Below are 16,603 nucleotides of genomic sequence, written 5' to 3' on the forward strand. Positions count from 1 at the left end.
ATCGGATCTGCCGGTCGTAGAGGTTGAGCCGAAAAGCCGTCCGGCCATTCGAGGTTAAGTCGCGTTATGGACGGATTGGATGGAGTCGGACGGCTCGGCGGGCCGAAATTTCCCACGTCGTCGGATTCTCTCGGCGGCGTGCGGATTGCGTCGATACGTCTCCAGGAATGAGCGATCGGCGTCAAGGATTCCGGCGGACTGTTCGCTGCGTGCCACGTTGAATCATCCGCAGCGACGATCTGACGACATCACGAGGGAGGAGGGAGTCTCCAATGCGGTTAAGTCATCGCGAGATTCGATCGTCGGCGGCCCGCCGACGTGCGGCCCATAAGCCGGTCATACAGACCCTGGAAGAGCGTTGCCTGTTCGCCATCGACCTGGGTTCCACGGCACCCCCGACCCTCCCGAACATCGCCTCCACCCCGTTTGGCGTCGAGCTCGCCGGCGGCCTGGCGAACGGCGGCGCGGGCTGGACCGTATCCGACGTGGGCGACGTGACCGGGAGCGGCTTCGACAGCTTCCTGATCTCGAGCCCCACGGTGACGAGCAACACCTCGTCCCCGTCGCTCGGCAGCGGCACGGCCACGGTCTACCTGGTCTTCGGCTCGTCTTCGGTCAATTCCAGCACCCTTGATTGGCTGCTCAGCACGGCGGATCAGCGCGTCGGCGACCTGACGCAGCTCGGCTCGGCCTCGCAGACGAACCCGATCAGCGGCAATGCCGGCTATGCCTTCAACGGCATCACCATCACCACCGCCTCGCAACCCGGGTCCCAACTCGGGGCCTCGGTGGCGGCCGTGGGCGATATCAACAACGACGGCTTCCAGGACTTCATGATCGGTGCCCCGGGCGGGACCGACGTCAACGGTGCCAATCCCGGCACGGGCCGGGCCTACCTCATCTATGGCGGCTCGAACCTCCCGAACGTCGCCAACCACGCGTTGAACCTCGACAGCCCCGGCGGCTCGAACGTCAACGTCGTGACCTTCGTCAATAACGCGATCGGCTCTGGCACGGGCCGTTCTGTGGGCGGCGTGGGCGACGTCATCACCGACGGCATCCCCGACATCGCGATCGGTGCCCCCACCGCGAGCATCGCCTCGTCGGTGAACACTGGTGCCGTCTACCTCGTCTCTGGCGCGGTGCTGAACTCGGCCCAGACCTCGACGATTCAGCTGCAGAACGTCGGGCAGACGAACGGCCCGGCGGGTGCCATCCTCCTCGGTGCCAACTCCCTGGATCAGACCGGCTTCGCGGTCTCCGGTGCAGGCAATACGAACGGCGGGATCACCTCGGGCAATATTTCGATCGACGACATGCTCATCGGTGCCCCCGGGGCCTCGGCCAGCACCGGCCGCGCGTACCTCATCGACGGCGCCTCCGACTTCACGTCGCTGGCCACGACCCTCAACGGCATCAACGTCATCCAGCTCTCGCAGGTCGGCAACACCGTGCCGGGTGCGATCATCAACGGCACGGCCCCCGGCGACCTCACCGGCTTCTCCGTGGCCCAGGCGGGCGACTATAACCAGGACGGGTTCGCAGACGCCCTCATCGGCTCCCCCGGCTTCCAGTCGAGCCGAGGCCAGTCGACGGTCCTCTACGGCGGTGCGAACGGCATCTCAGGCACGTTCTCCCTCTCGAGCCTGCCGACCGGCCAGCTCAGCGTCAACTTCATCGGTGCCAACACAGGCGACCTGGCGGGCTACTCGGGCACGCAGGTCGGACAGATCAACTCCAACGTGTCGGCCGGCTTCATCGCCATCGGTGCGCCGGGCTACAGCAGCGGGCAAGGTACGGCCTACCTGATCCCGTACAACATCGGCGAGCTCACCGGCAACTTCTCGCTGAGCGTTGCCGAGCAGCAGCCGATCGCCGGCACGCAGATCTTCATCACCCAGCCGACCGGCGGAGGCACCTCGCCGGCGTTCCTCGGTGCGTCGATCTCCGGCCGTCCCAACCAGACCGGCAAGGTCACGGCCGACAACGACACCCTGGCCGACCTGATCATCGGTGCCCCCGGGTACGCCGCGACCTCCTCGCGGTCGTTCAATGGCGGTGCGTTCATCCTCGAAGGCCAGTTCATCCCAATCCAGGCCCCGATCAACACCGGGATCACCACGCAGATCGGCGTCGGCCAGCCCTTCGGTCCGTTCATCGTCAACCCGACGGCTCCGAACACGCTGTCCATCTATGTCTTCAGCAACGCCTCGCTCAGCCCGACGTTCGACCCTGTCACCGACATCGACCCGACCACAGTCACGGTCAATGGCGTGGCCTTCCCGAACGCGACCATCGCCGCCGACCCGGTGGACGAGAACAACGACGGCATCCCCGACGCGATCATCACGGTCACGCCGCGGTCGTCGATCGGCCTGAACTCGGCCAACTCGACCTTCACCATCCGCGGCCGGACGCTGGCGAGCAGCGACAACGCCAACAAGTCGTGGAGCGGCACGACGAGCATCACCGTCAGCTCGACGCCGATCGTCCCGACCGGCCCGGTGACGACCTCGAACAACGTCGGGTTCGTCTTCCCGACGAGCTATAATCCCCAGTTTGGCGTGAACCAGGCGGTCCCCTCGATCGCCCAGCTCTCGGCCTACAACTACATGGCGATTCCTCGGGCCGCCGCCCTGAATCAGTACCTCCCCTCGAGGGCCTACCAGGAGCGGATCCGGAACTACTACACCCCCAACAACAAGACCCACTACACGCGACAGGTCGAAAACCTGTACGGGGTCAAGTATCGCGGCACCTTCACGCTACCCAACGACGTGGGGACCCGCGGCAACAAGCTGAAGCCGGGCAAGGTGATCCAGTTCACCCACAAGGTCCCGGTCGTCCCGGCCTACCGCCAGACCGAGCGGTACGTGCCGACTTCGCAGAAGCGAGTCCGGCTCGGTTGATCGAAGCCTCGGCTTCGATACCGGAATCAGAGACGGCCGTCCTTCGCCCCTGCGAAGGGCGGCCGTTTCACATTTTGCGGATCAGGCCCTTTCGAGGAGGTAAGTGGAGACCTCCTCCCCCTCGGATCGGAGCGTCTGGCAGGCCACGGCGCGATAGCCCGTCGCGAAGGCGGCGACGAATCGCTCGCGGACGGCGAGCCGCCACTGTTCGGCCAGGTCGGGGCGTCGTGAGCGGAGGGCTCCGATATCGGCCGGGATCTCCAGGAGAACTCGGGGCGCATCGCTCGATCGGACGCCATCGACGACCTTCTCGCCGTCTCTCGTGCCTGTGAGGATCAGCCTGGGAAGCGCCTCGAACTCGTCAGGTTCGAGCGGCGACCTCGGCTCGGCGTTCAGCTCCCACTCGGCGATCAGGCGGTCGGTAGGGACGCCCGCGTTGAGGGCGTCGGTCCTGGGTCCGTACATATCGTCGATGTAGCGATGGGCGGTGGCCCCGAGCTTGTCGAGATTGAACCGGGCGTTGCCGGATCGGAGCGGATCGAACGCCCAGGCGATGAGGTCGATGCCTTGCTCGAGGGCGTAGGCCCTCTGCGCCTGCTTCAGGCGGTTCCCGAGGCCGCGAGACTGCTGGCCGGGGACGACGCCGGTGAGCTGAGAGTAGAGGCAGAGGCGCCCTTCCGAACGGCCGAGGAATGCGAAAGAGAGCGCCGCCGCCTTGCCGTCGGGCAGGAAGGCGCCGAGGACGAGGCCCCCGTGGAGCTGCGCCCCGACGAGCGTGGCGATGGGGACGATGTAGCCTGGATCGGCGATGCCCCAGGCGAGTCTTTGCGCCTCCTGGCAGGCGAAATAATCGGCCGGGCTCTCAGCCTTTCGGATCGTGATGTCGTCGCCCATCGCCGCAATTGCCTCAGAGTTCCAGGAGCAGGCACGCCAGAAGGGCGGCCCGCTCGGGGAGGGTATCGATCAGGATATGCTCGTGGATCGCGTGGGCTCCGGCCCCCTTGACGCCGAGGCCGTCGAGCGTCGGGATCCCCGCGGCTGCCGTGAAGTTGCCGTCACTGCCGCCCCCCGTGGAACCTTCGCCGAGCTCGAGCCCGAGTCGACGGCCGATCTCTTTGGCACTGGCGAAGAGGCTGGCGATGGCCTCGGTCCGCTCCATGGGAGGCCGGTTCATCCCCCCACTGACGACGAGTGCGGCGCCGGGGTGGACCGGGCGGAGTTGCCGGATCCCTTCGTCGATCCTTTTGGCTTCGTCGGTGCTGGTGACCCGGACGTCGACGCGAGCCTGGGCATGGGCGGGGACGACGTTCGGCGTCGTACCCCCCTGAATCAGGCCCACGTTGATCGTCGTGCCGCGTGATGGGTCGGCGAGTTCGTTGATCCGGAGGATCTGGTGGGCGAGTTCGTTGATCGCGCTGATGCCTTTTTCGGGCTCGACGCCGGCGTGGGCCGCTTTCCCCTCGACTTCCACGGTGTAGGCACCGACGCCTTTCCTCGCGGTTTTGAGGCTCCCGTCCGCGAGCGGGGCCTCCAGGACGAGGGCATAGGCGCTCGGAGCGGCCGTCGCCTCGATGAGGGCCCGCGAGGTCGGGCTGCCGATTTCCTCATCGGAGGTGAAGAGGACCTCGACCGGCCTGGGCAAACTGGCTCCGACCCTGGCGATCGCCTTCAAGGCCCACTCGACCAGGACCAGGCTTGCCTTCATGTCATAGGTGCCCGGCCCGAAGGCCCAGTTGCCGTCGATCCGGAAGGGCTGGCTTTGCAGCGTCCCGATCGGCCAGACCGTGTCGAAGTGTCCGAGGACCAGGCCGGGCGCAGGGGATTCGGGCCCTTTGGAGCCGAAGCTGGCGAGGACGTGATCGCCGCCCGAGGGGTTTCCGAGGACGGACACATCCCCGCCGATCGCCTCGAAGAGATCGGCCACCGTCCTGGCCAGGCTATCGAGGGCGGCCTTGTCCCGGCTCGGCGACTCGTGGTCGACGTAGGCTTCGAGCCTCGCGAGCATGGCTTCGCGCTCGCCGGTCAGGAACTTGAGGATTTCGTGGCCGTGCATTGGGGTATCACTCGGGGCGGGTTCGGGATTTCGGGGGGATTCTGGCCTCAGGCCTCGAGCGTCCAATCCCGCACGCTCTTCTCCGCGATCCGCTCGAGGATCGGCTCATGGCCGATGCCGACCTCGACGGGGACGGTCACGAGGCCGTTGGGGGCGAGGATCGGTGGCTCGACGATGTCCTCGTGGTAGTACTTGTCGGAGCCGGAGACGTCGCCCGGGAGGCTGAAGCCGGGGAGACTGGAGATCGCCACGTTCGCCGCGCGGCCGATGCCGTACTCGTGCATGCCGCCGCACCAGACGGGGATGCCGCGCGCCAGGCAGTGGTCGTGGATCCGCTTCGCCTCGCGGAGGCCGCCGACCCGGCTGACCTTGATGTTGATGACCCGGCAGGCCTGGAGGTCGAGCGCCTTGCGGGCATCCTCGACCGAGTGGATGCTCTCATCGAGGCAGACCGGCGTCGTCAACGCCGCCTGGAGCCGGGCGTGGTCGATGATGTCGTCGTGGGCTAGCGGCTGCTCGATCAGCAGGAGGTTGAAGTCGTCGAGCCGCTTGAGGTGCTCGATGTCGTCGAGCGTGTACGCGGAGTTGGCGTCGACCTGGAGCGGGATGTCCGGGTAACGCTCGCGGACCTGCCGGACGACGTCGACATCCCAGCCGTGACCGATCTTCAGCTTGATCCGGCGATAGCCTTCGGCCAGGTATTGCTCGATCAGGTCGAAGAGGGTCTTGATGTCGCGCTCAATCCCGAGGCTCACCCCCGACGCGATCTCGGTGCGGGTCCCGCCCAGCAGTTTGGCGAGGGGCTTTTTCTGCTCGCGGGCGAGGGCATCCCAGCAGGCCATTTCCAGGCCGGCCTTGGCGAAATTGTTCCCCTTCACGAGCCGGTAGAAACCGACGAGGTCGTCGATCGACTCCCAGTCCTTGCCGATGACCGAGGGGGCCAGGAAATCCTTGAGGATGTGCCAGCAGGTCTCGGCCGTCTCGGGACAATAGTACGGGTCGGACGGGCAGGCGCACTCGCCCCAGCCGACGACCCCCGAGGCCGCCTCGACGCGCACGAGGATGTGCGCGATGTGATCCTTGGCGCTGGAGCTGGTCCGGAAGGGGCGGACGAGGGGTAGCCGGAGGAGTTGGAGGGAGATCTTTTGAAGTCGCATCCTGGCGTCCGTCCGCTCCCGCAGGTGGAAAGTGCAATTCGTGATGATGCGTCCCGGTCGAGTGGGCGAGCACTCGTGGCATGTCATCCTACGTAGATGCGAAGACCTGTTCAGGCGAGGGGCTTTCCTCGGCATCCGGGACCATTCTACACTCTCGCCGGGCCCCTTGCGAGCCGCGAGGTGGTCGATCCCAGATGCCGAGGGACCCGTCGGCGTGTCAGACCATCTTCGAGATCTTCTCCGCGAGCCGCTCGAGGGCGGGGCTGCGGTCGTAGCGGTCGAGGTGGACGTTGATCAGGCTGAAGCTGGTCGTGTTGGCCACCGAGGCCTGCAGGGCCGACTCGAATTCCTCCTCGGTGCGGACCTCGAACCCGAGGCCGGTGCCGAAGACGAGCGGGATCTTGTGGAAGGCCCACTCCTGGATGTCGTTGAAGGTCCCTTCGAGCAGGAACCGCTCGGTCGTGTACCCGTGGTTATTGAGGATCACCACGATCGGGTTGAGCCCGTGCCGAGCGACGGTGGAGAGTTCCATCCCCGTCATCTGGAAGGCTCCGTCGCCGACGATGACCAGGGCCCTCGACTGGGGATTGGCCATCCCCACGCCGACCGCGGCCGGCACCGAGAACCCCATCGACGTGTAATAGGCCGGGCTGAGGAACTCGGTCCGTCGGCTCATGGAGAGGTCGACCGAGCCGAAGAGGCAGTCGCCGATGTCGGCGATCACGGTCATCGAGTCGTCGATCAGGTGGTTCAAGCGGGAGAAGAGCCGGGCCGAGGTCATCGGCTCCCCTTGTTTCGGGACCCAGGGAGTGGCGAGCACTTCAGGCCTGGCGGGGACCGGCGTACGCGCGAGCTTGAGGTTGCGTGCGGTCAGGCCCCGGATGAAGTCGTCGAGGCGGACGTCGCTGTAGTGGTGGTAGCGGATCCGCAGGTCCTCGCTCGTCGCGTCGATGCAGCGAGAGGGGTCGAGCTTGGCGGTGAAGATGCCGAGGTTGATGTCGGTCAGGAAGCATCCGAGCATCAAGAGGCAGTCGGCCGACTCCACGCACTCGGTCACCTCGGCCCGCCCCATCGCCCCTTCGTACACGCCGGCGAAGAGGGGGTGCCCTTCGGAGATCACGCTCTTGCCCAGGATCGTCGTGGCGATCGGCATGCCGGTCTGCTCGGCCAGGGCGATGAGGTCGTCCTGGAGGCCGAAGCGGTGGATCTCGACGTCGGCCAGGATCATCGGGCGTTTGGCGGCGGTCAGCATCGCCGACGTTTCGTCGAGTGCCTCGCGGAGGGCGTCGGGGTCGCTGGCGGGGAGGCCGACGGGGGCTCGGTGGGGGGCGACCTGCTTGGCCTGGACCTGGTCGCGCGGGATCTCGAGGTAGACCGGGCGCTTGTAGCGGACGGCCGCCTCGAGAACGCGGTCGATCTCGTTGAAGGCGGTCAGCGGGTCGTCGAGCACGGCCGAGGCCACCGTGATCTTCTCGAAGACCTCGAACTGCGTCTCGAAGCCCTTCACTTTGTGGTGCAGCAACGGGTTGCGGGCCCGCTCCGAGAGCCCCGGAGAGCCGCTGATCACGATGACCGGCGACTTCTCGGCGTAGGCCCCGGCGATGCTGTTGCAGAGGCTCAACCCGCCGGCGCAATAGGTGACGCAGACGCAGCCGACGCCTCTGAGCCGGGCGTAGGCGTCGGCGGCGAACCCCGCGCTATCCTCGCGCGTGACCCCCACCAACGTCATCGGGCCTGTCTCCATCATCTTGTAGAGGGTGAGCACGTAGTCGCCCGGGATCCCGAAGACGTGCTCGACGCCGAGGCCGTGGATCCGGTCGAGGAGGTACTGGCCGATCGTCGGCGTCGAGGGATCGGAATCATCCGCGAGGATCGCGCCCGGGGAGGTCGAAGTCGCCATCTGATCGTCTCCTTGGCCGAGAAGTCGAGGCATCATTCCGGGGAGGAAATCGGCCCGAGGCCGATCCGAGGCCCTTCCCAACGCGTCAAAGGTCCCTGCGCGCCCTGGGGCAAGGGGCGGACATAGACGTAGACCCAGGCCGATCTGCCCGAACGCGTCGTGACGGCCAGGCGCTCGTACAATCCTTCGTCCACACCTTCGTAAAGGTCAAGGCGGCGGAGCAAATCATCGGAGATGGTGGAACATGTCATCCCATCAACCCATGATGCGTCGGGGTCGTCGACGTCGACCAGGCCCGGATAAGGACCGAAGTTGTAGAGACGCCCCCGGACCGCGTCGGCGACCCAACCCCCTGCAATGGCCGCGGCGGGGTCGGCCGGCATGAGCGTCCCGTAGGTGAACAGGCTCGTGGGCATGACGTCTCGAACCGTCGCCTCGACGTGTGGAAAGGAGCCGTCGAGTCCGTCTGGGTTATCCACTGCACGTCCCCTTCTCTTTTTTTATCCGGCCAACCACCTGTCGCATGACATTTCTTCGTCCCAAAGGCCCTGTTTGTTCCTCGCCAATGGCGTGAGGGGGCAGGGGAGGCGACGATGAGAGCGAGCATTTTTGGAGATCCGGGGAAAAGTCTGATCGGCCCGGCCATCGAGGCGTCTGTATTAGAGTGTGCGGTTTGTGAGTTCGGGGCAACGAGGAGCCGCCTGGAATGGGGAACGGCCAACGAGGGACCCTGCATCGGCAGATCGGACGCCTTTTCTCCGAGGGCACGGACGCCGGGGCCTCGGATACCCAACTGCTGAAGCGGTTTGCGACGGCGCGGGATGAGGACGCCTTCGCGACCCTGATGACCCGGCATGGGCCGATGGTCCACTCCGTCTGCCGGGGTGTGCTCCACGAGTCTCGCGACGTCGACGACGCCTTCCAGGCCGTCTTCCTCATCCTGGCGAGGAAGGCGGAGGGAATCTGGGCCGAGGGCCCACTCGGGGGCTGGCTCCACAAGGTCGCCTACCGGGTCTCGCTCCGGGCCAACGCCGCGAGTTCCCGCCGGCGAATCCACGAACGACGCTTCGCCGAACTGGCGAGCCTGTGGTCAGGTACCAATGGCAATGATGACTTCGGGCCGACGCTCCACACGGAGATCGCCCTCCTGCCGCCTCGCTTTCGCCTTCCCGTCGTCCTCTGCTACTTCGAGGGCCTGACCCAGGCCCAGGTGGCATCGGAACTGAAATGCGGCGAGGCCACGGTCCGGCGTCGACTGGCGGGGGCTCGGGAGCGATTGCGCACGCGGCTCTTGCAGAAAGGCTTTGCCCCAGGCGTGGCTCTGGCTGCACTGGAGTCGATCGTGTTTTCGGAGGCAAAGGCCGCGATTCCAACGGTTTGCGTCGAGGCAACGCTCAAGGCCGCGATGAGGATTTCTGCCGGCGAGTCTGTTTCGGCGGTGGCGGGAACCAGGCTCCTGGAACTGAGTCGAGGAGGAGTGGGAGCCATGACGATCGGCGTGGGGAAGGGGACTATCATCGCATTGATCCTGCTCGGGGCTTGTGTCTCCTTGCCGATCGTACTCGCCGGCATGGAGAACGATCGGCCAATGGTTATGGAGAATCCGTCGCCTGTCGGGACGCCCAGGACTCGAATTGCCTCGGCGCCTCCCGCTGATGACACGCTCCGCTTTCAGGGCCGAGTGCTCGACCCAGAGGGGAAACCCGTCGCGGGGGCCTCGATCTTCGTGTCGCACAATTTTCGTGAGTATCGGCCAGACCCCGTGGCACCTCGACCCAGGGGGATCTCCGGCGCCGACGGTCAATTCTCGTTAGAGATCAAGAAGGCCGATCTGCCGACTTCCCTCTACACCGAGGCCTGGAAGTGGCCACTGTTGATCGCCACGGCCCCCGGATTCGCACCTGGCTTCCAGATGCGAGCGGAGACAGATGGTCGTTGGTTGATCCGCATGATCCGAGATGATGTGGCGATCGAGGGCCGCATCCTCAATGTTGACGGTCAACCAGTGGAGGGAGCCTCGGCGAGGGTCATTTCGCTGTCGCAGCACCCCTCGGGGAGCCTCGAGCCTTTCTTCGCCGCCATTGATGCGGGGAGGCCTGCAACTCAGACGCAGGGAGAAATACTTGCGGTCTGGGAAAGTGACGACGTTGCAGGATCATTCTCGAAGGTCATGACGGGCCCCGATGGGCGGTTCCGGCTCGCGGGGATCGGCCGCGAGCGGCTCGCGGAGGTGCTGATCGAAGGGCCGACGATCGAGAGTCACATCGAACGCGTGGCGACCCGTGTGATGGCAACTCGCCGAGCCCCCGAGAGGGCATTTTCTTTCGCCCCTGATCGCATCTATCAGGGAGCGAAATTCGAGGTCGTCGCAGGGCCGACTCGACTCGTGACCGGCCTGATTCGCGATGCGGAATCCGGCCAGCCGATCGAGGGGGCCTTGCTCACGTCCAACCGGCCGTCGGATTGCCGGTACGTTCATGCCATGACCGACGCAGAAGGACGTTACCGCCTGACCGGCCTGCACATCCGCCGCGATGATATCGGGGAGCGTGCGGAAATTCTCGTCACACCTCCTCCCGGCCAAGCCTATGCCCGGGGCTCATTCTGGCTGGACGACGGCCGAGATACGAAGGCGGTCACGCATGACGTGGCGCTCAGGAAGGGTATCCGAATCCGTGGACGGACCATCGATAAGGCGACCGGCAAGCCGCTTCGCGCGATCGTCGGATATCTCACGCGAGCCGGGAATACGCACCTCCGAGAGTACCCCGCGATCAGCGAAGTACGGACCGGGGTGCCCGACCTGCTCAGCGACGAGGACGGTCGCTTCGAGCTGGTAGGAATCCCCGGGCCGGGGGTGGTTACGGCCAGGATCAGGGACGTCAGGGACGCTCCTTATCGCATGGGCGTCGGGGCCGAGAGCATCAGAGACCGATCCGTCATTAAAGGTGCGGATGTCTTCGTCGGAGGCGAGGGAAACTGGCACATCATTGGCAACTTTCATGTTCTTGCGCCTATTGACCCGGCGCCTGGTATTCGGGAGCTTGACCTGACGCTGGCCTTCGATGCGGGGAGTTCGATCGAGGCGACGCTAGTAGGCCCCGACGACCAACCCTTAGCCGGGGCCGTCGTCGAGGGCTGGTTTCACTTCTGGGACGTACCCAAGGGCCCGCTCGAATCAGCTACGGTGAAGATCACGGGTCTCGCGCCGGGCGAGGAGCGTCGGATCCTGGCCAGGCATCCGGCTCTCAAGTTGGTCGGCACGAAGGTGATCGACGGCGAAGCCAAGGGCCCGGTCCGGATCAAGCTGGAGCCGTGGGGCGTCGTGACGGGGCGGATCGTCGATCCCGATGGGCAGCCCAGGAGCAAGGTCACGCTGACCTGCAACGGCGCTGAACCCTCAGAGGTCCTGGCCGACGCCGATGGTCGCTTCCGCGCCGAGGGGGTCGTCCCCGGGGCACCTTTCTCCATGTTCGTCCACTCGAAGAACGGGAGGAAGGTCATCAAGCAGGTCCACGAGATGACCCTCGCCGGGGGCGAGACCAAAGACCTCGGCGATATCGAAGTCGACGAGCGTTGATGCCCTCGCCCGTCGCTCAGGGGTTGCGTCGGTTGGTCAGCTTGGCGACGTCGTGCAGCAAGGAGTCGAAGACCATTTGAACATAGACTTTGCGGGCGATGTGATAGTCGGCCTCGATGCAGCGGTCGGCGAGGACGAGGACGTCCTCGGGCTCGATGCGGGCCACGAGGTTCGCGACGGCGGCGAGGTCGTGCGGGTCGGAGGAGGGGGGGGCGATCCCGGCCGTCTCCCAGAGGGCGTTGCGGAAGAAGCGGGCGAGCTCGCCGATGAGCAGCGAGGCTCGATTTCTCCTGTCGATCGACTCCTTGCCCGCCTCTTTCACGAAGGCGTCGATGCGGAGTGAGAGGGCCGAGGCGTCGAAGCCTTGCGGCCCTGCGATCTCGTCGATCATGTTGCGGCGGAAGTGCGAGAGCTCCGGATCGGCCAAACCTCGGGCGCGGCCGACGCTCCCCTCGGAGAGTCTGGCGAGACGCTCGGCGTCTTCCGGGTCGGAGGTAATGCCTTGTTCCTGGAGGAGCGCGGCGAGTTCCGGCTCGGGAAGGGGCTCGAACCGGACGACCCGGCAACGCGAGACGATCGTCTCGAGCTGGAGCTCGGCCGAGGTGCCGATCAGGATCAGGACCGAGCCGGCCGGGGGCTCTTCCAGGGTCTTGAGGAAGGCGTTGGCGGCCTCGTCATTGAGGTCGTCGGCGTCGTCGATGATCGCGATTTTGCGAGCGCCTCGCGCGGGCTTGAGGCCCAGCTCGGAGCAGAGTTCGCGGATCACCTTGATCGGGAGCTCGTGCTTGTCCTCGGGCTTCGCCACCATGTGGACGTCGGGGTGGGTCCCGCCGAGGACTTGCAGGCAGCTCGAGCAGGTATTGCACGGCTCGAGCATCGACTCGTCGTTGGTCTCGCAGAGCAGGGCGCGTGCGAGGGTCTGGGCGAACGTCCGCTTGCCAATCCCCTCGGGGCCGGAGAAGAGGAAGGCGTGCGGCAACCGCCCCTGGGCCTGGCTTTGCCTCAGGCTCTCGACGACGCGGTCATGACCTCGGACCGTTTGCCAGGGCACGTTCCACCTCGCTTCGAATCTGGGCCGACACCGAGGCGGGGTCGGCCGACGCGTCCATGACCACGATGGGGCCGGAGTCGTAGGAGAAGAGTCCCGCTTTTCGGTCCCTGTCGGCGTTCAGGAACCCCTCGCGGACCCTGGCATGATAGCTGGCGGGGCGATCCTCGATCCGGTCCCTGGCCCCGCCGGTGCGGTCCCTGGCCACGTCGGGCGGGACGTCCAGGATGATGGTCAGGTCCGGGAAGATGCCCCCCGTCGCCGCACGGCCGACCTCCGCCACCTCGGCGATTGGGATCCCCCCGGCGTAACCTTGATAGGCGATGTTGGCCAGCAGGTAGCGGTCGGAGAGGACGAAGGCGCCTCGCTCCAGGGCGGGGCGGATGGTCTCGGCCACGAGCTGGGCCCGGCTCGCCATATAAAGGAGCATCTCGGCCCTGGGCGAGATCTCGACCTTACTCCGATCGAGCAGGATGGACCGGAGCTGATTCCCGAGCGGGGTCCCCCCCGGGTCTCGACAGGTCACGACTTCACGGCCCAGGGAACCGAGCCAGGCCGAGAGCTGCGCGACCTGCGTGGTCTTACCGCCGCCGTCCGGGCCGTCCAGGGACAGGAAGAAGCCGGGCAGGCGTATCTCGGGCCGCGTGTCCATCGCCAACGGTCCATCGGAGTCCAGGGGCAGTCCATCCGGGAGCGGGCCCAGGCCCGAGCCTCGGCCGACTGGATCAGGTCAGTTCGACTCGCCCGCGTCGGATCTGGGTTCGGCTTCGGGTGCTGAATCGACCTCGGATTCGGGCAATTCCTTGAGCCAGGCGTTCGCCTCGGCGAAGACCTGCCGGATCTTGGAGTGGTAGAGCAACCTCGAGATTTGCTCGAAGGTGCCCCAGTGATGCCAGTAGCCGAACGGGTCCTCGACGTGCTCATCGGAGCGGTTCAGCGACGCGATGTCGCGGACCTCGGCGAGGTAGTAGGTCACCGTCTTGACGACCTTGCGGCCGCGGCGGATGTACGTGTACGACAGGCTCTTCTCGAATCCCTCGTAGAACGACCATTCGACGAGCCCCGTCTCCTCGAGGAACTCTCGAGCCGCGGTGTCGCGGGACGACTCGCCGATCTCCATCCCCCCCTTGGGGAATTCCCACTTGGCTCGCGGGTTGCGCACGGTGGCCGAGTGAAGGACCAGGAACAAGAGGCCCTTGTCCTTGTCCCTTCGAAAAGGGATCACACCGGCAGAACGCTCGTGAAATGTGGTCATGTCGGGCGGTGGCCTGACGGCGGACCGTCGCCGTCTCCGTCTTCTGTGGCCGCCACCAGACCGAGCACGGTCCCGGGCGCTACCAGATCGTCTTCCCACCCTCGAATCTCGGCCAGGCGGCCGGTCGTGGGCGCGAGTACGTCAAAGGTCGCGGGGCCGACGAGGACTTCGACCAGTCGATCCCCTTCCCAGACCACGTCTCCTCGCGCAGCGAACCAATGGCTCACGACAATCGGCACGTCCGGACCGGTCCCCAGGTCGGGCAGGATCACTGCCTCCAAACGCATGGCGAACCCCGTCGTAACAGACTACCGCATTTGAGCGATGCGATGGATCCGCCCGTTGACGGTCCACGATCGCTGATTAGTCAACTTTATACCGTGAAGCTCAGTTTGGCCAGAGCGTTTCGCCACGACATCGGTCCGTATATCCAGGTTAAACATCGTGCCCATGGTGAGATGAGGGGCCTGGGTATCGTCGTGGTGATGGGAGAAGCAGGGCATGGATTCGACATTCTTCCTTGAAATTTTCGCGAAACTTTAGCGCGAAGTCCTGGTAATTTAAGGGATCATCTCTCCGTCCTGACCGGGAATGGACTCCATTTCACGCCTGATGATGAAGTGGGGAGGCCATCCGAAAGGTACCTCGGAGGAGAGGCGGGCCGACGTGGGTCCGTCCCGAAGGGGCCGAGGTCGAGTCATCGGAAGAGGAAACCGCATGGCCAGTCGAATTGTGCGCGGCGTCGTCGGGATCCTGGCCCTGGCAACGACCCTGGGCAGTGCCCGGGGGGCCGAGGCTCCGCCGTTGGATCGAGGGGTCGGCCAGCGAGTCTCGAACTTCACGCTCGAGGACGTCTCCGGGAAGAAGATTTCCCTGTATGGCTATCGCGGTAAGAAGGCGGTCGTGGTGACCTTCATCGGCACCGACTGCCCGGTCGGGAACCTGTATATTCCCCGGCTCGTCGAGATGAACAAGGAATACAAGGACCGTGGGGTCGTCTTCCTCGCGATCAACGCCAACGCCCACGAGACGATGGAGCAGGTCGTCGCGCACGCGAAGGAGCGTGGCATCGACTTCCCCGTCCTCAAGGATCCGAACAACCTCGTCGCCGACCAGTTGCTCGCCGAGCGGACCTGCGAGTCCCTCGTGATCGACGGCAAGGCGATACTCCGCTACCGGGGGGCCATCGACGACCAGTACGGCCAGGGGACCCGCAAGCCGGACCCGACCAGGAACTTCGTCCGCGAGGCCCTCGAAGAAGTGCTCGCGGGCAAGCCGGTGACGACCGCCTCGACCCCTGTCGTCGGCTGCCTCTTCGACCGGGCCGAGACCGCCTCGGCGAATCTGGCCAAGTCCCGGCGCGTCCGGGGTGCCAGCCCCGAGATCCTTGCCGCCATCAAGGAGCAGGGGGAAGTCGCCCCGGCCAAGGTGGGCAAGGTGACGTATGCCTCCGACGTCGCCGCGATCCTCCAGGCGAAGTGCCAGTCCTGCCACCGCCCCGGCGAGGTCGGGCCATTCCCGCTCCTCTCGTATGACGACGCCCGCGGGCACGCCGCCATGATCCGCGAGGTCGTCGACGAGCGACGGATGCCCCCCTGGCACGCCGACCCCCGCTATGGCCACTTCCAGAACGACCGCAGGCTGAGCCCCGAGGAGCGTGCCAAGCTGATCGCCTGGGTCGAGCAGGATTCCCCGCTCGGCGACCCGGCCGCGATCCCCGTGGCGAGGACGTTCTCCGAGGGCTGGACGATCGGCAAGCCCGACGCGGTCTTCGAGATCCCCGAGCCCTATACGGTCGCCGCCCAGGGGGTGATCGACTACGTCAATATCCGCGTCCCGACGCACTTCACCGAGGACAAGTGGATCCAGGCCGCCGAGGCCCGTCCCGGCGACCGCGGCGTGGTCCACCACATCATCGTCTACGTCGACGACCACACGAAGAAGTCTCGCAAGTCCGAAGGCCACCTCTGCGGCTTCGCCCCGGGGGACCTGCCGTCCGTCTACGAAAATGGCACGGCGAAGAAGATCCCGGCCGGCTCCGACCTGATCTTCCAGCTCCACTACACGCCGAACGGCAAGATCACGACCGACCGCTCGAAGCTCGGCGTCATCTTCGCCAAGGAGCCCGTCCAGCACGAGGCCCACACCCGGCCGATCGCCCAGGGCAAGTTCGCCATCCCGCCGGGGGCGGATAACTACGAGGTGAACTCGACGCTGACGGTCGACAGGGACATCCGCCTCCTCAACTTCATGCCGCACATGCACCTGCGAGGCAAGAGCTTCGAGTACAAAGCGACGTACCCCGACGGCCGCTCCGAGATCCTGCTTTCTGTCCCCGCGTACGACTTCGCCTGGCAGAGCGTCTACGTCCTGGCCAAGCCCCTGACGTTGCCCAAGGGGACCCGGATCGACTGCCAGGCCCACTTCGACAACTCGGAGGGGAACCCCAACAACCCCGACCCCAAGAAGACCGTGACCTGGGGCGACCAGACCTTCGAAGAGATGATGATCGGCTACATCGACTATGTCGATGAAGAGGCGATTGCATCCAAGACACCTGAATCGAAGCCGGCGGACTCGACCTCGAGCTCCGACTGAGCCACGCGGCGACCCTCGTGCGAGATTTGTGAAACGGGAGTCTCGGTCACCCTCTGGCCAGGACTCCCGTTTCGCGTTCCTGGGGGTGATCGCCCAGGAAATC

At 65.8% G+C, this 16,603-nt stretch carries 12 protein-coding genes; 3 read left to right on the forward strand and 9 right to left on the reverse strand.

Annotation, left to right across the window (positions count from 1 at the left end; translation table 11 throughout):
- The first annotated feature begins 272 nt into the window (after positions 1-272).
- Positions 273-2,909 carry a beta strand repeat-containing protein gene (locus tag ACOYYX_RS12225; protein ID WP_422930181.1) on the forward strand — a complete coding sequence of 879 codons (2,637 nt, stop codon included), beginning with the start codon at positions 273-275 and terminating at the stop codon, positions 2,907-2,909.
- Between the two features lie 81 nt (positions 2,910-2,990).
- Here the strand turns inward: ACOYYX_RS12225 and ACOYYX_RS12230 are convergent, their stop codons facing one another.
- The 5 genes from ACOYYX_RS12230 to ACOYYX_RS12250 all read right to left on the reverse strand — a co-directional run bounded on the left by ACOYYX_RS12230 (position 2,991) and on the right by ACOYYX_RS12250 (position 8,435).
- A complete protein-coding gene (locus tag ACOYYX_RS12230; RefSeq protein WP_422930182.1) occupies positions 2,991-3,803 on the reverse strand; it encodes a hypothetical protein in 813 nt (270 codons plus the stop codon).
- A 13-nt stretch (positions 3,804-3,816) separates the two neighbouring features.
- On the reverse strand, positions 3,817-4,962 hold the full coding sequence (locus tag ACOYYX_RS12235; RefSeq protein ID WP_422930183.1) for a M20 family metallopeptidase: 1,146 nt from the start codon (positions 4,960-4,962) through the stop codon (positions 3,817-3,819).
- A gap of 47 nt (positions 4,963-5,009) precedes the next feature.
- Entirely contained in the window at positions 5,010-6,119 is a 1,110-nt protein-coding gene (menC, locus tag ACOYYX_RS12240; protein WP_422930184.1) for an o-succinylbenzoate synthase, read from the reverse strand.
- A 217-nt stretch (positions 6,120-6,336) separates the two neighbouring features.
- A complete protein-coding gene (locus tag ACOYYX_RS12245; protein WP_422930185.1) occupies positions 6,337-8,019 on the reverse strand; it encodes an alpha-keto acid decarboxylase family protein in 1,683 nt (560 codons plus the stop codon).
- A 32-nt stretch (positions 8,020-8,051) separates the two neighbouring features.
- On the reverse strand, positions 8,052-8,435 hold the full coding sequence (locus ACOYYX_RS12250) for a gamma-glutamylcyclotransferase family protein (protein WP_422930186.1): 384 nt from the start codon (positions 8,433-8,435) through the stop codon (positions 8,052-8,054).
- A gap of 290 nt (positions 8,436-8,725) precedes the next feature.
- Between ACOYYX_RS12250 and ACOYYX_RS12255 the strand changes: the two genes are divergently transcribed.
- Positions 8,726-11,599 (forward strand): sigma-70 family RNA polymerase sigma factor, encoded by a 2,874-nt coding sequence (locus ACOYYX_RS12255; protein WP_422930187.1) that lies wholly within the window; start codon positions 8,726-8,728, stop codon positions 11,597-11,599.
- Positions 11,600-11,615: 16 nt separating this feature from the next.
- Here the strand turns inward: ACOYYX_RS12255 and holB are convergent, their stop codons facing one another.
- The 4 genes from holB to ACOYYX_RS12275 all read right to left on the reverse strand — a co-directional run bounded on the left by holB (position 11,616) and on the right by ACOYYX_RS12275 (position 14,189).
- Complete coding sequence (gene holB, locus ACOYYX_RS12260) at positions 11,616-12,650, reverse strand: DNA polymerase III subunit delta' (RefSeq protein WP_422930188.1); 1,035 nt, start codon at positions 12,648-12,650, stop codon at positions 11,616-11,618.
- Complete coding sequence (tmk, locus tag ACOYYX_RS12265) at positions 12,622-13,299, reverse strand: dTMP kinase (protein ID WP_422930189.1); 678 nt, start codon at positions 13,297-13,299, stop codon at positions 12,622-12,624. The genes holB and tmk overlap by 29 nt, the downstream gene beginning before the upstream one ends.
- 78 nt (positions 13,300-13,377) lie before the next feature.
- Entirely contained in the window at positions 13,378-13,836 is a 459-nt protein-coding gene (locus ACOYYX_RS12270) for an NUDIX domain-containing protein (protein ID WP_422930190.1), read from the reverse strand.
- Positions 13,837-13,898: 62 nt separating this feature from the next.
- Complete coding sequence (locus ACOYYX_RS12275; protein ID WP_422930191.1) at positions 13,899-14,189, reverse strand: biotin/lipoyl-containing protein; 291 nt, start codon at positions 14,187-14,189, stop codon at positions 13,899-13,901.
- Between the two features lie 430 nt (positions 14,190-14,619).
- Here ACOYYX_RS12275 and ACOYYX_RS12280 point away from each other — a divergent pair, with 430 nt between their 5' ends.
- The gene (locus ACOYYX_RS12280) at positions 14,620-16,500 is read left to right on the forward strand and encodes a redoxin domain-containing protein (protein ID WP_422930192.1); all 1,881 of its coding nucleotides are present in this window, start codon (positions 14,620-14,622) and stop codon (positions 16,498-16,500) included.
- Positions 16,501-16,603: the final 103 nt, after the last annotated feature.

The organism is Singulisphaera chitinilytica (assembly GCF_049331405.1).
Classification (GTDB): Bacteria; Planctomycetota; Planctomycetia; order Isosphaerales; family Isosphaeraceae; genus PoT.